Source organism: Oribacterium sp. FC2011 (assembly GCF_000701645.1).
Lineage (GTDB): Bacteria > Bacillota > Clostridia > Lachnospirales > Lachnospiraceae > Oribacterium.
In genome coordinates this window covers 1-16,152 of the sequence record NZ_JNJM01000022.1, presented here as the reverse complement: position 1 = coordinate 16,152, position 16,152 = coordinate 1, and the positions used below count along the sequence as shown (strand labels likewise).

The 16,152-nt window shown below is 44.3% G+C and carries 13 protein-coding genes and 1 tRNA gene; 2 read left to right on the top strand and 12 right to left on the bottom strand.

The window, feature by feature from the left end; all coding sequences use genetic code 11:
- Positions 1-91 precede the first annotated feature (91 nt).
- The 4 genes from T357_RS0114850 to T357_RS0114835 form a co-directional block, all read right to left on the bottom strand.
- Positions 92-1,894: a carbohydrate-binding domain-containing protein gene (locus tag T357_RS0114850; RefSeq protein WP_049962467.1), complete on the bottom strand. Its 1,803-nt coding sequence runs from the start codon at positions 1,892-1,894 to the stop codon at positions 92-94.
- A gap of 122 nt (positions 1,895-2,016) precedes the next feature.
- The gene (locus tag T357_RS0114845; protein ID WP_031554305.1) at positions 2,017-2,685 is read right to left on the bottom strand and encodes a DUF4956 domain-containing protein; all 669 of its coding nucleotides are present in this window, start codon (positions 2,683-2,685) and stop codon (positions 2,017-2,019) included.
- Between the two features lie 154 nt (positions 2,686-2,839).
- Positions 2,840-3,661: a polyphosphate polymerase domain-containing protein gene (locus T357_RS0114840; RefSeq protein ID WP_081828195.1), complete on the bottom strand. Its 822-nt coding sequence runs from the start codon at positions 3,659-3,661 to the stop codon at positions 2,840-2,842.
- Positions 3,662-3,889: 228 nt separating this feature from the next.
- Entirely contained in the window at positions 3,890-4,648 is a 759-nt protein-coding gene (locus tag T357_RS0114835; RefSeq protein WP_044917120.1) for an esterase family protein, read from the bottom strand.
- Between the two features lie 207 nt (positions 4,649-4,855).
- Here T357_RS0114835 and T357_RS0114830 point away from each other — a divergent pair, with 207 nt between their 5' ends.
- Positions 4,856-5,947 carry a hypothetical protein gene (locus T357_RS0114830; RefSeq protein ID WP_031554298.1) on the top strand — a complete coding sequence of 364 codons (1,092 nt, stop codon included), beginning with the start codon at positions 4,856-4,858 and terminating at the stop codon, positions 5,945-5,947.
- Positions 5,948-6,085: 138 nt separating this feature from the next.
- On the opposite strand, the gene T357_RS0114825 is transcribed toward T357_RS0114830, so the two are convergent.
- The 8 genes from T357_RS0114825 to T357_RS0114790 all read right to left on the bottom strand — a co-directional run bounded on the left by T357_RS0114825 (position 6,086) and on the right by T357_RS0114790 (position 15,646).
- Positions 6,086-7,111: a polysaccharide deacetylase family protein gene (locus tag T357_RS0114825; protein WP_049962466.1), complete on the bottom strand. Its 1,026-nt coding sequence runs from the start codon at positions 7,109-7,111 to the stop codon at positions 6,086-6,088.
- A 22-nt stretch (positions 7,112-7,133) separates the two neighbouring features.
- Positions 7,134-7,934: a zinc ribbon domain-containing protein gene (locus tag T357_RS0114820; protein ID WP_031554292.1), complete on the bottom strand. Its 801-nt coding sequence runs from the start codon at positions 7,932-7,934 to the stop codon at positions 7,134-7,136.
- A gap of 23 nt (positions 7,935-7,957) precedes the next feature.
- Positions 7,958-8,365, bottom strand: coding sequence for a zinc ribbon domain-containing protein (locus tag T357_RS0114815; RefSeq protein WP_031554289.1), 408 nt, complete (start codon positions 8,363-8,365; stop codon positions 7,958-7,960).
- 172 nt (positions 8,366-8,537) lie between these two features.
- Positions 8,538-9,287 (bottom strand): C40 family peptidase, encoded by a 750-nt coding sequence (locus tag T357_RS20495; protein ID WP_031554286.1) that lies wholly within the window; start codon positions 9,285-9,287, stop codon positions 8,538-8,540.
- Positions 9,288-9,505: 218 nt separating this feature from the next.
- Positions 9,506-9,578, bottom strand: a tRNA-Thr gene (locus T357_RS0114805).
- A gap of 184 nt (positions 9,579-9,762) precedes the next feature.
- The gene (locus tag T357_RS21280; RefSeq protein WP_242840127.1) at positions 9,763-11,646 is read right to left on the bottom strand and encodes a CapA family protein; all 1,884 of its coding nucleotides are present in this window, start codon (positions 11,644-11,646) and stop codon (positions 9,763-9,765) included.
- A 314-nt stretch (positions 11,647-11,960) separates the two neighbouring features.
- Positions 11,961-13,856, bottom strand: a complete 1,896-nt coding sequence (locus T357_RS0114795) for an ABC transporter ATP-binding protein (RefSeq protein ID WP_031554280.1) — start codon at positions 13,854-13,856, stop codon at positions 11,961-11,963.
- Positions 13,856-15,646, bottom strand: coding sequence for an ABC transporter ATP-binding protein (locus T357_RS0114790; RefSeq protein WP_044917117.1), 1,791 nt, complete (start codon positions 15,644-15,646; stop codon positions 13,856-13,858). Before T357_RS0114790 ends, T357_RS0114795 begins: the two co-directional genes overlap by 1 nt.
- A gap of 300 nt (positions 15,647-15,946) precedes the next feature.
- On the opposite strand from T357_RS0114790, the gene T357_RS0114785 reads away from it, so the two are divergent.
- Positions 15,947-16,152, top strand: a 206-nt coding sequence (locus T357_RS0114785) for a helix-turn-helix domain-containing protein (protein ID WP_031554275.1), incomplete at its 3' end; no start/stop codon positions are given.

Below are 16,152 nucleotides of genomic sequence, written 5' to 3'. Positions count from 1 at the left end.
GAAGGTGTTTTTCAAACAGTATATTTTTTCTGTTAGAGTGACATATCTGTTTAAATGTACATTACCAAAGCCCAATTATAAATTATATTGATTATCCTGCTGCTGCGCTGGTCTCAGGCAGAGTCTCTCCGGCTCCTGTCTGGCCGAAAGCACCGTTCATATCGGGAGGGGTTCCGCCCATGTCAGCAGGTGGATTTCCGCCATGTCCACCGGGACCACCCTTTCCTCCGGGGCCACCCTGGCCACCGGGGCCGCCTTGACCAAAGCCGCCGGTCATTCCTTCCGGTGCACCGTTTTGGCCATCGGCAGCATTCATTTCAGGCATACCTTCAGGTGGCGTGCCCATTTCACCCTGTTCACTGTTTCCTGATTGTCTGGGCATACCCTGACCGCCGTGGCCTCCGCCCATGCGGCCGCCCATCATGCCGCCGGTTCTTTCACCGATGGTTGCAATGTTTCCTTCCACAGTTACAGTCTCTTCCTGATCACCGGTTTTAACTGTGTAGGTTTCACCCTGCTTAAGCTCGGGACTTGAAAGAAGGAAGGCCTCAAATGCCTGGGTAGACTCGGCATTTTCGTAGATCACATTGCCTTCGGAATCGGTTACAGTGATCTTCGTTCCCGCTTCCTGCTTCTCAGTATAGTAAACCACAAGCTGGATCTGTGTTGAATCCTCACTGAAGCTCTGGAACATGCCTGAAGAGCCTGTCAGCGCGAAGGTTCCTCCGGTGATAGTTCCTGTTCCGTTATAATCAAGGGAACCGTTTGCGCCGATTTCGGGACCATCGATGTAGATCTCACCGCCGGTCACAACTACATTACCGTTTGAATCCAGACCGTCACCTGCTGCCGCAACGTAGACATTACCGCCATTTATGGTGATAGCTGCACCCTCGGTAACAGCGAAAATGTCATCGGTTTCATCAGATCCGCCGGCGGAATTGACACCATCGTCCGAAGCCTTGACCCTGACTGTACCGCCGTTGATGGTCACGGAAAGTCCCTCAAGTCCTTCATAGGAATCAGCCACATCCACAGTTCCGCCGTCAATGATCAGAGCAGTTTCCGCATGGATACCGTCATCCTCTGCATGAATTTCCATGGTTCCGTCGCTTATGATAACGTCACCCTTTGAATGAAGACCGTCCTCACCTGATGTGATGGTTATGCTTCCGTCCTGTATTTCAAGACTGTCCTTACCGTTGATTCCATGCTCGGCCGCAGTGATGTCAAGCTTCACATCATCGGAAATCACCAAGGCATCCTTACCATGGATACCATCACAGTAGCCGCCCTTCACTATAAGTGAACCGCTGCCTGTGATGTAAAGATCTGACTTACTGTAAATAGCAGCGTCAGGAGTATCCGAAGCAGTCTCGCTGCTGTTCTGAACAGCAGCTTCGCGTTTATCCTCCACCAGATTCTCACTGCCCTCCGCAAGCTCCACGAAAAAGTTTCCGGAAGTTACAACACTTATCGGCGCTGTCTCGCTGTTTGTAATGCTGAAATTATCAAGTACAAGTCTCACATCATCCTTGTCTCCGGCCTCAACCGAAATCTGACCTTCCGGAAGCTCACCGCTTAACCTGTAGATTCCGGCATCTGTTATGGTCACGGTTGTACCGCTAATGCTTACGGCCTTTGAATTGGCGCCCGAAACCTTGATCTCACCTGACTCCACTGTTATGAGAGTCTCATCCTTTGATACATTATCAGTCTCTGCCTTTGTATCTTCCGCTTTTGCAGCCTCTGTCTCAACAGCAGCTGTTGTCTCTGCCTGCTTCTTACTGCAGCCGGTACCAAACATAGCTGCCGCACATGCCAGTGTCAGAACTGACGCGGCACCTCTGAAGGTTCTTCTAAACATTTTTTCTGAAATATTCTGCTTTTTCATTTTTTACTTTGCCCTGATACTAAAAACCGGGCATCCTTTCCATCTTGGTTTTTCCGATTATTAATAACTGATATTCTGTATTCAACCTGAATTTCCGACCGAATACTGAGATTTCATATATTTTATAGTGATTCTGTCTTTTCCGGAATTCTTCCGCAAACTATCTCGAGATTTCCGTTTCTTGCCCTAAGATCGTCTATCATCTGCTTTTCCTGTTTGTCATTTTTAAGTGTCAATTTATAGATCAGCTCGTAGAGGGAACCCATGTTAACTGTCTTTACCTTGACGAGCTGCGTTCCTTCTGCATAAGTGGCAAAAACATCATCAAATATACCTGCATAATCCAGATTCTCAGGAATCACAACCTTAAGTTCTCTTTCAAGCTCCTTTGTCTCACTGATAGGCGCTGCCACAAGGGCCATGGTAACTGCGCCGATGACTACAGTAAATACCGCTGCCAGCATGATGTAACCCATACCTGTTGCAAGTCCCACAGCCATAGCCAAAAAGATAGATGCGATCTCACGGCTGTTTCCCGGAAGCGATCTGAATCTCACGAGAGAAAAGGCTCCCATTACAGCTACTCCGGTACCGACATTACCATTCACCAGCATGATAACCGACTGAATGATGGCCGGAAGAAGAACCAGTGTGATAAGGAAATTCTTGCTGTATCTGTTTCTGAAGCTGTGGAAGGCGGCGATGACCGCTCCCAAAACCAGTGATGCCATAAGGCATACGATAAAGCCTTCTGATGTGATATTGTTTCCGTTTATTATTGTATCTAACATTTTATACCTCCAAAATCCATACTGAACAGTTTTTCAAACCTTTATCATCTGATGATACTGTTTTTATTTGTAATATCCGAAAAATATCCCGGTATGATATATTCTCATTAAATCTTCAAGCACGTATAAAATAATCCGATTATTCCGATCATATTCACGCCATGGCTCTGTGGCCTGCTATTCCGACGTGGTTCAATGCCTCTGCCTCGCCATTCTTTCTGAGTTCGATAGCATTAAACTGCTTAAGAGCCATGATTTTTGCCTCCCGTCCTGTACGTTCGGCAAAATGCTGCTGGTAGTAAGTTCCGTATTTTGAAAAAGACATCATGTTAATGTCAAGCTCTGCAAATGCCTCTGCCATCCACATAGGCATGGCACCGGGAATCTTCACTTCCATAAGTGTCTTTCCTTCAGGAAGCAAATGCTCTCCCATGTCGCCATGTGTCAGTTCCAGGTCATTTTCTCTGGCCCTTATGGCATTATCGAAGGTGACTCTTAAATCGTTGTTCTCATTTCCGTGAAGTGCAACTCTGTCATAGCCGATAAATGCCTTTGGCTTTAAACCGTAAAGTTTTTTCGCATAATCGATTTCCTTTAAAATCTGTTTGTTTGCGTAGTTCATCTCTATTTCCGGTGTTTTATCTTCGTAGAGATATTTTCTTGCCTCACTCATCTTCATTGCCACACGACGCTTGTAAACTATACCTGCGTACTTCTTTTTTAGTTCAAGGAAAACCTCCTGATCCTCGGTTGGAACTCCGTAGGATCTGAGTCTCAGCTTTTCCTTGTACTTTGGCTTCTCCAAAGATGTTCTTATAAGCTGAAAATTATCTGTATCAAAATATATGTTGCAAATGGTGTAATCAGTGAATTTATCGGGAGACATATACTTATCAATTATCGGCTTTAACTTCTCAAGCTGCTCCCCTGTAAGCATAAACTTCTTTTCAATTCTCTCAAAAATCTGTCCTGCCATGTCATTTCCTCCTCTCAGGATGGCTGTATCATACAAGACAAAGCTGAAAGAAAACTGAAAGAATATAGAGAAAACTGTGTATAATTTGTGAACTGACCAGGAAAGGAAAGCAGACCCCAAAAATGTCTGGAAGTCCCTGGTCAAGACATAAAATAAAAAAGCCTTGGAACCGGCTCACAGAGCCAATCCCAAGACCTGATAGTTACTTGTACTGTCAAAAACAGGATATCAATCTAAATTATCGTTGTCACCCAGGAGTTCCGGAAGGAAGTACTGAATCTGCTCTTTCCACCAGTACCAGTCATGACTTACATCATATCCCCAATAATCGCACCAGGCGTCGATACTTTTGGTAATAAAAATTCTTTCAAGACTTTTCAGTGTCTTAACACCGTCAAACTCCTGATATCCCTGCCCTACACAGAAAATCATCTTTCTCTTATTATAGAGCTCTATGTACGCGTGATCCGGCGGCATATTCTCAAGGAAACGTTCAGGCGCATTGTCATAAAGATTACTATCCATATAATCATCAAAGAAATACCTGACATCATAAATTCCCGAAAGCGCCATGAGAGACTGGAAAAGATCCGGTCTCCTCAGGAAAATGATGGCAGCATGATTTGCTCCCATACCGACTCCGGCCACTATAGGCATGGTCTTTGACTTATTCTTCTTATGAATATAAGGCAGCACTTCCTCTATTATGCAATTATAATAGGCTTCCTGTCTGGACGTTCTCCAAGGATTTATACCGTTCTCACAAAACCAGCTTTCTGAATCCACAGTATTAACCGTAAAAAGCTGGACACGACCTTTCTCAATAAACTCTTCAATTGCTTCAACCATTCCGTGCTCTTCCCAATCATTAGCCGAGCCATTCTCACTCGGAAAAGCCAAAAGAGGAATGCCCTTCTTACCATACACGAAGAGCGACATATCTTTATCCAACTGCTTACTGTGCCATGTATAAAGCTCCTGTTTCATAATCAGTCTCTCCCTATTTTTTAAATTCACGAACATTGTCAAACAGATAGGAAAAGTATACCATGATATGACATTTTAGCGCAATTTTATTACGAAATTTTATATTAATTTAGGTCGAAAATGGTTATAATGTATTTTGGACATGCATCTGATACTAAGCAATCTTATGTCCCTCACCTCAATAATACAATTCAGGAGGCTTCTATAATGAATTTCGTTTTTATATCTCCAAATTATCCTCATAACTACCGGCATTTCTGTAAAAGACTCAGAGAAAATGGTGTTAATGTTTTAGGAATCGGCGATGCTTCTTTTGTTGAACTGGATCAGGATCTTCAGGACAGTCTGACAGAATACTACAAGGTTTCGGATCTTTCCGACTACGATCAGGTTTACAGGGCAGTTGCATTCTTTACTTACAAATACGGAAGAATTGACTACCTTGAGTCCATGAATGAATACTGGCTCAGCCAGGATGCCTCTCTTCGTAACGATTTCAATATCAAAACCGGTCTGAAAAGTGATGAGCTGGAAGGGGTGAAGGATTCCATACAACTGCTGGAGCGTTTTTCAAGAACCGACATCCCTGTTTTCACAAGAGACCTAGATGCCTTTGGTGCCACGGCAGCCCCTGTGGAAGCAGAGCTCTGTTCATATGATGCCATTGCCGACAGTCATTGTAATCCACTGTTCGAATCCATGACCGTATGGGCTCCCGCAACGAATCCGGATGTATTGATCGATACCGGAGAAATCTACTACACCTGCCCTAATATGCCTGCAAAACTTCGCCTCCTTGGCCGTAGAGCTTTGAAGGCAATCGGAACCGGTTCCCGCTTTATGCGCGTCGAGTTTCTGCATCTTACAAAGGATCACGGTCAGCTTGGCAAAGCCGGTGATTATGTTGCCGTTAATGCTTCCATCTGTCCTGCAGGTGGTGATGCTCCCGACATGATGAACTACGCTCATTCTGTGGATGTATACAAAATCTGGGCAGATATGATCACAACAGACAAGCGCTACCTGGACGGTCGTCTTCAGACTTCATCGGAGCTTGGACATCATACTTCCGAAAATGATGAAGACTGCTTCTGTGTATATGCAAGCCGTAAGGAAGGCCCGTCCTATGTTCATCCTGAAAGCCGCATTGCTGACAAATTCCATGACGTTCTCATGATACGCCGAAAGGAAACAGATGAATATGGCACAGGGATCACCCGATATGTCGCAAGACTCCGCACTCAGCATGAAGTAAACACATTTATACGTTACCTGCACGAGACAACACCTCAGCTGTAAATCTCTTATAATTGATGGACTGATAATCGTTAAAGTTTCGCTTGAACTGCTTCATAAAGCCGCATGACGATTAAAAAATCGTGACAGAACAAAAAAACCGACAGATGCGTCGCACTTGCATCTGTCGGTTCTTTCATCTTATTGTCCCAAGTATTCATTTTCCGGAAGATCATCCAATGACTTGAAAGTATAACCGGCACTTTCCCATCCGGTGAGAAGCTCGTCCAGGATTGCATCATTGGTGGAGGAAGTAGCATGCAGAAGTACAATTGCTCCGGGATGGATACGCTTGTTAAGGGTTGCCAGGGCACTGCTGCGGCTTGGCTGTGCCTTATCATCATAGTCCTTGTATGCAACTGACCAAAGCATGGTCTTGTAACCCATGGCACGGGCAAGCATCAGCTGAGCCTCGGAAAACTTTCCCTCAGGTGGGCGATAATAACGGTTCATGGGATGTCCTGTCAGTGTTTCGTACTGTTCCTCTACAGTATTTACCTCTGTATAGAACAGCTCTTTTGTTGTGACAGTTGACATGTTTTTATGACTGAGCGTGTGATTACCCACTGTGAAACCGTTTTGGGCAATGCTGAGTACTATTCCGGGATCTGACCTGGTGCAGGCGCCGGTGACGAAGAAGGTGGCAGGAGCATTATGCTTCTTAAGGGTGTTCATTATAGACGCAGTGTGCCCGTTCTCATATCCAAGGTCAAAGGTCAGATAGCATACCTTTTCAGCAGTCATCTCCTTGGAATATGTGTCAAAAGCTCTGAGCCAGCTTTCATCAGCATTTCCCACAGGCGCTGAGTTTGCAACCGGGTAATAGTTTCCCCAGTCCATATTTGCTCCTCCGCCGGAAAGCTGTGAAAGATCCGCCTGTATATCTGCATCCGGCTTAACATATTTCGGTACACGGATTCCGTCTACAATAGTTACTAAACCGGTGCCAGACTCTGCTGAGGATGCGGAATCACCGGTTTCAGCCTCCCCTTGTACAGACTGTGGCATATTTTCCATCCCCTGTGTACTTACAGACTCAGAAATACCGGACGGGTTATTGATATAATCGACTCCCCTGGCTTTTACTCCCGCAAATGCCTGAACAGTCATTGATTCTGTGACTAAAAGTGTCAAAAGAATCTTCGCTGAAAATTTACTGAATCTCATATGTTACCTCCATGACTTATCATTATTTCCTGTCTTCAACTATCTTATTGATGGTCCAGACCCTGATGTTTAAGGATTCCAGTCCGGTGCCGCAATATGGGCATACTTTCGATCCGAGGCCCTTAACAGGCGCTCCGCAATTAGGACAATTATAGCCTAACATCTTTCCCTGGGTTTTCTCAGCATCCTGAACATACACAAGCTCCGTATGGAAAACAGTCTGAATCTTTCTCATCTTCCAGCCTGAATCTGACTCTTTGGAAGCATTGGCTTTGGTACCCACCTTAACTTTTCGTTCATAGCTGGCTGAAGTCTGGGCATGTATGGTGCAGGCTCCTGCTCCCCGTAAGTAACCTGAAACCACAGTCTTATAAGCATATCTGTTTTTGTATTCAAGCTTATCCTCAGAGTATGCCATCCCGGAAGAAACTTCACTATCGTTTGTTATGAGAGTCTCAACTTCTTTCATAATTACCGGGTACTCGCTAAGAAGCTCAGGAGCCCTTTCATCAATTGCCTGCATTCTGAGAACCACTGCATTCTGGATACGTGACCTCCACTCATTCCAGCTGAACTCCGGAAAGTCCTTTTCTATCCTCGGAATGTAAAGTGAATCCATTGAAGACAGTGACTTTGGTGTTGCGGATGTTTCCTCTTCGTCCGTAATGCCTTCACCGGTCACAATGGACCTTGCCAGGATTTGCAGTGCCTGTCCCATGATGGATCTTCGAAATCTCCATATCTTATAAGAAATGAAACCACCTATTATTATAAAAACCGCCAGGTTCAAAAGCGGTCCTAAAGCTGCTGAACTCAATTCCATATCACATCATCCTCACAGTAAAATCAAGAATCATATCTATCTTCTGAAAACTTCTTCCCACACTTCGGGCAGTATTCAAAATCCTCAGAAGTCTCATAAGCACAGCCATAGCAGATTTTTGTTGTAGTCTTTTCACTTTTTGCTCCTGCCCCGCGCTGTCTCAGATACAGGTCATTTGTACTGATGGAAACATTATCACCCCATTCAATGGCTTTTCCGATCTCAGGTCTGAGCTCATACAGGGATCCGCAGCAGGAGGTTTCCACGTAGTAAGTCTTCCCCCACTTAAATACAGGAATAAAAAACAAGGTTAATGTCATATAGGTCATAAAAACCTTGAATCTCCCCATCCTCCCGCATACATCACAAGTCATCTGCTGATTATATTCCAGGTCCTTGCGACCGTTATTGATTCCAAAAATAAAAAACATTATTCTCTGTCCTTCTTTAAGAAAATGTACGTTTAGAATTATAGCATATAAAGCTACAAAAAAAGCAGTCTCCCGAAGGAAACTGCATCTTTATCTTAACTTATCCGTTAACGCTGATTTTTGAGCCTGAATATCTGACACTCAGACTGAGATCTGATAGGCTCTATACAATTTACCAGTATCTTCCGATGGCAGCTATATTTTCATAGTGTATAGCACTGCTGCCTGCATCCTCAAATACCCATCCGCGTCGGCTGTTAGTAGCGTGAACAATGGAATTATCTCCGGTGTAGATGGCTACATGTCTGACACTGCCAATACTGCTGCCGTAGAAAATCAGGTCGCCGGGAAGCATCTCTGCCTCTGTTACATATTTTGGAGCGCTTGCAGCCTGTTCTCTGGAGCTTCTCGGAAGTGAGATACCGAAGGTTCTGTATACAGCCTGTGTGAATCCTGAGCAATCCGCCGGACCGCTGAGGCTGTTGCCTGTTCCATATCTTAAAACACCGACACCTACGTACTGTCTCGCAAAATTCACTATATCCTTACGTCCGGCAGTGTTTGTGCTGACCTCTGCTGAGGCATCAGACTGACCTGAGGAAGCTGTGGCACCCGGGGTCATATTCATGGCCGGTGTAGAAACGGCTGCCTCCACGGAGCCTGTGTTGGCATCGGAAGTCTCTCCTACAGCTTTACTTTGGGCTGAATCACCCAGCGAAAAAGAAAATGACGTGTTTACATCTCCCCAGTTTGAGGCCAATGTAAAAGTCCCATCAACATTGAAATAATAAGGTTCTGAAACGCCATCGTTGTTGGCGTCCATCCATGTGATATCATTATTATCTGCAAATGCCAGGCCGGATGCTGCTGTGATCATCATTACTGTGAGCACGCCGGTGACAATTTTTTTAATATTTTTCATATGACTCCTATAAAAATTTTTCCACAACGACTTTCCTAGTTTAACCTTAAAGGGTTTATATATGCAAGTAGGCGAGGTATATATTTTATTTATAGCCAAAAAAATGTCCTGATTCCTCGCATCCGGAACCAGGACCTGTCTTCGGTAATATTCACTTTACGATTTAACGGTAGCCAAAATGGTTTGATTGGCAATACTGCTGTCACAAGAGAATATCGAGCTACTGACCGGACTTGAACCGGTGACCTTCTGATTACGAATCAGATGCACTACCGACTGTGCTACAGTAGCCAACCCGGGCAGAAACGGTTTTCTGCCCTTCGTTTTTCATGCCACATAAGTTTACCGATTTTAAAAGGGGTTGTCAACCAATGATGGCATTCTCACATAAAGAAAAATCTTCACTGATATAACAGTCAGCCCCGTCCCCATTGTAGCTGTCTGCTGCTCACCGGTAGTTACTGTCACATGAGAATTATTGCGATGCAGTTACTGTACCATCTTCGCCAATGGAGATTCCTGTACTAATGCTCTCAATGTAGGAATAAAGTTCCGCCTTGTCTGCTGAATCCGACAGGGTTCTTGTATATCCTGCCGAGGATTTTCCGGGAATAAGCTGCAGCTTCAGGTCTTCCGCACCTTCCATGGTCTCATCGACAGTCACCTTAAGAAGTGCCGTCCTCGGTATGGAACTTCCGAATACAAAGTTTCCAAGGCTGTATACGATAGGAACATCTTTATAAAACTCAATTCCCTGGAGAACATGAGGGTGAGCTCCCACAACAAGATCAGCACCGGCGTCCACTATATCATGGGCCAATGTCGTCTGAATCTCATTAGGCATCTCCTTACTTTCTTCTCCCCAGTGAATATAAACCACAACAAGATCAGCCTGCTCTTTAGCCTGCCCAATCTCTTCAATCAGGTTTGATGGGTCGTAGGCTGACAGAAGCCCCGGTGATGTTTTACCTGCTTCCCATTCCCCTACCGGCATAACTCTGGTTGCTCCGATAAAAGCAATCTTCCTGCCCTTAATGTTTACCATGACAGGCTCTGATGCCTCTTCTATATTCTCTCCGGCTCCCACATGACTGATCCCGGCTTTATCCAAAGTATCAAGAGTATCCAGAAGGGCATCCGTTCCAAAATCCAGAGTATGATTATTGGCCAGGGTAACAAGATTGATACCCATTTCCTTAAACATGTCCACTTTTGAAGGGTCAACCTCAAAGGTGTACTGCTTATCCTCTGCCGGAGTTCCTCTGTTACTGAACGGAAATTCTTCATTGACAACAAAGTAATCTGCCGACTTTATTTCATCAAGGTATGCCTGAGAAACCACTCCCGTAATATTTCCGGAAGCCTGATATGCTTCCATTACATGGTCACTGAGGTACACATCTCCGGAAAACATAAGTTCCACAGGTTGAAATTCAGCCGCTCCTATGGCTCCGGCTTCCTCAGTCATAACAGGATTTTCCACAAAAACGGCGCCGCTTTCATTAACATGAGTTGTGGTTTCTTCTGTTAATGTCTCAGGCTCAGATGATTCCTCTGCAGCAGCCTCTGTGGATTCTGTTAAAATTTCTCCTTCAGCATTCGCCGTTTCATCACCTTTATTTTTGTCTGCAGCGGCACTTTGAAGCTGAAGCATAACCGATCTTACTTTGTCCCCCGACTGAGGTTTCAGGGTAATCACTGTGATCATAATGATCTCATATATCACAAGGAACAAACCTATTGCCAGGAAAAGCAGTTTCCACCGGCTTCTCCCCTTAAGTCTTTCTTCCTCTTCATCTTCTTCCAAATAAGGTCTTACATCGCTGAATCTTTCTTCTGTTTCTCTTCTTTCCCGGCTTTGCAGGATTCTTTCGGAACGTGAACCTGAATAGTTGCTCTGTCTGGTATTTAAAAATACTCTGGTTCTCTCAGAATCAACAACTGAATCACTGCCGGAACCATGATTTAAACTGCTTTTTGAATTATCGCCTGCATGTACCCCGGTTTTTTCAAATAAATATTTCCCGGTCTTATCCTTTGTCAGGTCTTCTCCGAAGATCAGATCAACTTCTTTATTCTCAATGTTATTACTCTTAACTGTCCTGTCTCTCTTATCTGGGTTTTTCCTCTTATTTATCCTTTTTCCATCGGATTTTCTACGGCTCCTGCCGAAATCCGAACGATCAACCTTCTCAATACTATAGTCACCGCTTTTATCTATTCCCAGAGTTTTTCCGATACTCTCTACTTTTATCTGTCTCCCGGGTCCTGTATATTCAGAACTTTCCCCGTAATAGTCTGATTCCAGAAACCTTTCAACTTCCCCTTCAGACAGTAATACTCTTTTAGGATACTTCACTGTCCTTTTTACGTGCCCCGTCTTTTTTATCTGGCCCGTCTTTTTTATGCGATCCGTCTTTTTTACCCGGCCCGCATTTTTATCTCTTTCCCCAATATTTCTCTCAGCCCTTGGTCCTTTGTAGTTTGACCTAAGGTGATCATTCCCCGATTGCTCTCTCAAAGCTTACCTCTTAAGATTATTAGTTTTTTCAATGGTATGGACCATTGCTCAGCGCTCCATATTATTCCCCTAAGCGCAGTTAAAGTCCATCTTCCACTTGTTATCCTCAAGTTCGGAAGATGGACTTTAAACTTATACCATCATATCTTCAATTATTCAAGTTCAAATGCACCTGTATACAACTGATAGTAATTTCCCTTTGCAGCTATCAGCTCATCATGAGAACCTCTCTCGATGATATTACCGTGATCGAGAACCATGATGACATCTGAATTCTGGACAGTGCTTAGTCTGTGGGCAATGACAAATACCGTACGTCCTGCCATAAGGGCATCCATACCTCTCTGAACTATTGCCTCTGTATGTGTGTCGATGGATGAGGTAGCCTCGTCCATGATCATAACAGGAGGATCTGCAACTGCTGCTCTTGCGATTGAAATGAGCTGTCTCTGTCCCTGGGACAGGTTTGAACCATTGGACAGGAGCTTCGTGTTATAGCCCTCAGGAAGTCTCTGTATAAAATCATCGGCTCCCGCAAGTCTTGCCGCAGCCATACACTCCTCATCTGTGGCATCAAGCTTTCCGTAACGGATATTATCCATAACAGTTCCCGTGAAAAGCACAGTGTCCTGAAGGATGATTCCGAGGGAATGTCTGAGATCCGCCTTCTTTATCTTCTTAATGTCGATACCGTCATAGGTGATGGTACCTTCCTGTATCTCATAGAAACGGTTGATAAGGTTTGTAATGGTGGTTTTTCCTGCACCGGTGGCACCAACAAATGCAACCTTCTGTCCCGGACGGGCGAAAACATTAACCTTGTGAAGAACTGAGTGTTTTCCGTCATAGGAGAAATCCACGTCCTTGAGAACTACGTCTCCTGCCAGCTTTCTGTACTCAAAACTGCCATCCTCTTTAGCACGTTTCCATGCCCACATTCCCGTAGACTCCGAAGTTTCTGATATCTGACCGTTTTCCTCTTTGCAGCTTACAAGAGTCACGTAACCCTCATCCTCTTCCGGCATTTCATCCATAAGAGCAAATATACGTCCTGCTCCCGCAAGTCCCATTACTATAGCATTGATCTGCTGTGATATACCGCCTATCTGACCTGCAAACTGCTTTTCCATTCCAAGGAAAGGAACGGTAATGCTTATGCCCAGAGCAATTCCGCTAAAGCTTAAGTTCGGCACCTTGAGAAAAAGCAAAAGCCCGCCGGCGAAAGCCAGAATAACATACATGATGTTTCCGATATTTCCAAGGATCGGCATCAGGGTATTGGCATATTTATTGGCCTTTTCCGCAACCCTGAAGAGCTCATCATTTACCTTATCGAAGTCCGCTTTAGCAGCCTCTTCATGGTTAAAGACCTTGATGACCTTCTGTCCGTTCATCATCTCCTGGATGAAGCCCTCGGTTTTTCCAAGTTCTGCCTGCTGCTTCATGAAGTATTTTCCTGAGCCTCCGCCCACCTTCTTTACTACCTTTGTCATGACGAAAACGCCGCCAACAACGATGATTGTAAGCCAGATGCTGTAGTACATCATAAGGCAGAAAATAGTGATAACAGAGATGGCAGAAACCATAAGCTGAGGAATTGACTGTGATATGAGCTGTCTCAAAGTATCAACGTCATTGGTGTAGTAAGACATGATATCTCCATGCTCATGACTGTCAAAATATCTTATGGGAAGATCCTGCATTTCGTCAAAAAGCTTAACACGGAGCTTCTTGAGAGAACCCTGTGTAATGATGGCCATGCACTGGTTGTAGACAAAACCTGCAAGGAGTGAAATTGTATAGAGAACCGCCAATGTTGCCACAAGACCAAGAATCTCTCCAGATACCGAATCCCAGTCTCCGCTTTGCCAGTTCTGTTCAATGATTGCAATTACCTTCTGCTGAAACATTGATGGTATGGCACTTACTATGGCATTTATAAATATACATACAAGGGTAAATGGGATCAGCTTCGGGTAGAATGAAAACAAGAGCTTTATCAGTCTGCCCATAACCTTACTATTCGGAAGTGTTCTTTTCTTTTCCATCAGTTAACACCTCCTTCGTTATTTTCTTCAGCATCTGAAGCAGGTGCTGTATCCTCGGTCACCTTATTCTGTGCCTTGTAAAGCTCCTGATAGGTTGTATTTCTTGAAAGAAGCTCCTCATGGTTTCCGATATCCTGTATCTTTCCACCCTTAAGGATGAGGATTCGGTCTGCCTCCTGTACAGAAGATACACGCTGTGCAATGATTATCTTTGTGGTCTCCGGGATAAATTCCTTAAAGCCCTTTCTGATAAGCGCATCTGTCTTTGTATCTACCGCCGAGGTGGAGTCATCGAGAATAAGAACCTTTGGTTTCTTAAGAAGTGCTCTTGCGATACAGAGGCGCTGCTTCTGTCCTCCGGAAACATTGGTACCGCCCTGAGTAATGTAGGTATCGTACTTGTCCGGGAATCTCTGAACAAACTCGTCTGCCTGGGCAAGCTTGCAGGCTTCGATGATCTCCTCATCAGTAGCCTTCGGATTTCCCCAGCGAAGGTTTTCCTTGATAGTACCTGAGAAAAGGACATTCTTCTGAAGCACTACCGCAACCTGATCACGAAGAGTCTTGAGATCATACTGCTTTACATCCAGACCTCCTACTCTGACAGTACCCTCAGTCACATCATAAAGTCTAGGGATGAGCTGGATAAGGGAGGACTTTGAGGAACCTGTGCCGCCGATGATACCGATAGTCTCTCCGGACTTTATATGAAGGTCAATGTCTGAAAGAACATATCTTTCCGCTTTTTTTGAATATTTAAAGCTTACGTTGTCAAAATCTATGGAACCGTTCTGAACCTCCATAACGGGATTCTCCGGGTTTGTAAGAGAACTCTCTTCTCTCAGTACCTCTGCTATACGCTCTGCCGACTCGGCTGAGATGGTCACCATAACGAAAATCATGCTGAGCATCATGAGTGAAATGAGTATCTGGAAACTGTATGTAAGAAGAGCCGAGAACTGACCTACGTCAAGAGCTGAGCCCCTGGTTGTGATGATAAGATAAGAACCGAAGCTCAGAACAAAAAGCATTACTACATAGAGGCAGAACTGCATCAGAGGATTGTTGATGGCAAGTATTCTCTCCGCCTTGGTGAAATCCCTCTGAACATCTGCTGCTGCAGCTTCAAACTTCTTCTTTTCGTACTCTTCACGTACAAATGACTTCACAACTCTCATACCGGTGACATTTTCCTGGACAGAGTCATTAAGGGCATCATACTTTTTGAATACTGCACGGAACAACGGCATAACTGTCCTTACTACCATTGCGAGTCCTATTCCGAGGATAGGGATAACCGCAACGAAGATCCAGGCCATCTTTCCACCCATGATAAATGCTGTTGCAAAGGAAAAGATCAGCATCATAGGTGCTCTGAAACCTATACGTATCAGCATCATGAATGCAAGCTGTACGTTCTGGATATCGGTGGTCATACGGGTAACCAGGGAACTGGTCTGGAACCTGTCGATATTTTCAAAGGAAAAGTCCTGTATCTTATAGAAAATATCCTTTCGAAGATTCCTTGAAAAACCTGTTGCGGCTGTAGCACTGGCATTGCCGGCGATGACACCGAAGGTCAGAGACATCGTTGCAAGGATTATCAAAACTACACCGAATTTTGTGATGACATCCATGCCACATCCTGCTTTGATCTGATTTATAAGTTCAGCAGTAACAAACGGGATAATGGTTTCCACAAGAGACTCTAATACCACAAAAAAGGGCGACTTCCAGGCCACACTTTTAAACTCTCTTATGGACTTTGAAAGTGTTTTTACAACGTCCATTTTATCTCCTTTCTTAATCTATGATATTTATCCGGATAAGGGATTTTTGAACTCAGCGCATCGCGCCCGGCGGGAATAAATCCACACCAAATATTTAGAAAGGCGCCGATAAATAGATTATCGGCGCAATGGTACTATACTAATAGATTGTTTAAAACTTTTCAAGAATTTTATAAAAACTTAATGAGCGCCATTGAATGAAATAGTAAATTCCATATTATGCGGAATTAAGTCTTACACTCTGATTCATATGTGTGTATTCTTAGACAGGTTTCTTATTCGCAGTAGAAAGAGAAAACCATGTCTAAAAAAATACAGACCAGTCAGAAACACATGAACCAAAATGACCGCGTTGTTATTGAGAAACGGTTGGACTTATCCGTATCTTTCAGAGCAATAGGTGCAGAGCTCGGCAAAGATCCTACCACTATTGCCAAGGAGGTGAAGAAGCACAGGGTCTTTCAGGAACACAACAAGTTCAATGAAAAACCTTACAGATGTGCTAA

What these genes read in the sequence shown, in the direction of transcription:
- T357_RS20495 (WP_031554286.1), bottom strand. Translation starts at nt 9,287, where the DNA reads ATGAAAAATATTAAAAAAATTGTCACCGGCGTGCTCACAGTAATGATG.
- T357_RS0114835 (WP_044917120.1), bottom strand. Translation starts at nt 4,648, where the DNA reads ATGAAACAGGAGCTTTATACATGGCACAGTAAGCAGTTGGATAAAGAT.
- T357_RS0114850 (WP_049962467.1), bottom strand. Translation starts at nt 1,894, where the DNA reads ATGAAAAAGCAGAATATTTCAGAAAAAATGTTTAGAAGAACCTTCAGA.
- T357_RS0114830 (WP_031554298.1), top strand. Translation starts at nt 4,856, where the DNA reads ATGAATTTCGTTTTTATATCTCCAAATTATCCTCATAACTACCGGCAT.
- T357_RS0114815 (WP_031554289.1), bottom strand. Translation starts at nt 8,365, where the DNA reads ATGTTTTTTATTTTTGGAATCAATAACGGTCGCAAGGACCTGGAATAT.
- T357_RS0114825 (WP_049962466.1), bottom strand. Translation starts at nt 7,111, where the DNA reads ATGAGATTCAGTAAATTTTCAGCGAAGATTCTTTTGACACTTTTAGTC.
- T357_RS0114845 (WP_031554305.1), bottom strand. Translation starts at nt 2,685, where the DNA reads ATGTTAGATACAATAATAAACGGAAACAATATCACATCAGAAGGCTTT.
- T357_RS0114840 (WP_081828195.1), bottom strand. Translation starts at nt 3,661, where the DNA reads ATGGCAGGACAGATTTTTGAGAGAATTGAAAAGAAGTTTATGCTTACA.
- T357_RS0114820 (WP_031554292.1), bottom strand. Translation starts at nt 7,934, where the DNA reads ATGGAATTGAGTTCAGCAGCTTTAGGACCGCTTTTGAACCTGGCGGTT.
- T357_RS0114790 (WP_044917117.1), bottom strand. Translation starts at nt 15,646, where the DNA reads ATGGACGTTGTAAAAACACTTTCAAAGTCCATAAGAGAGTTTAAAAGT.
- T357_RS0114795 (WP_031554280.1), bottom strand. Translation starts at nt 13,856, where the DNA reads ATGGAAAAGAAAAGAACACTTCCGAATAGTAAGGTTATGGGCAGACTG.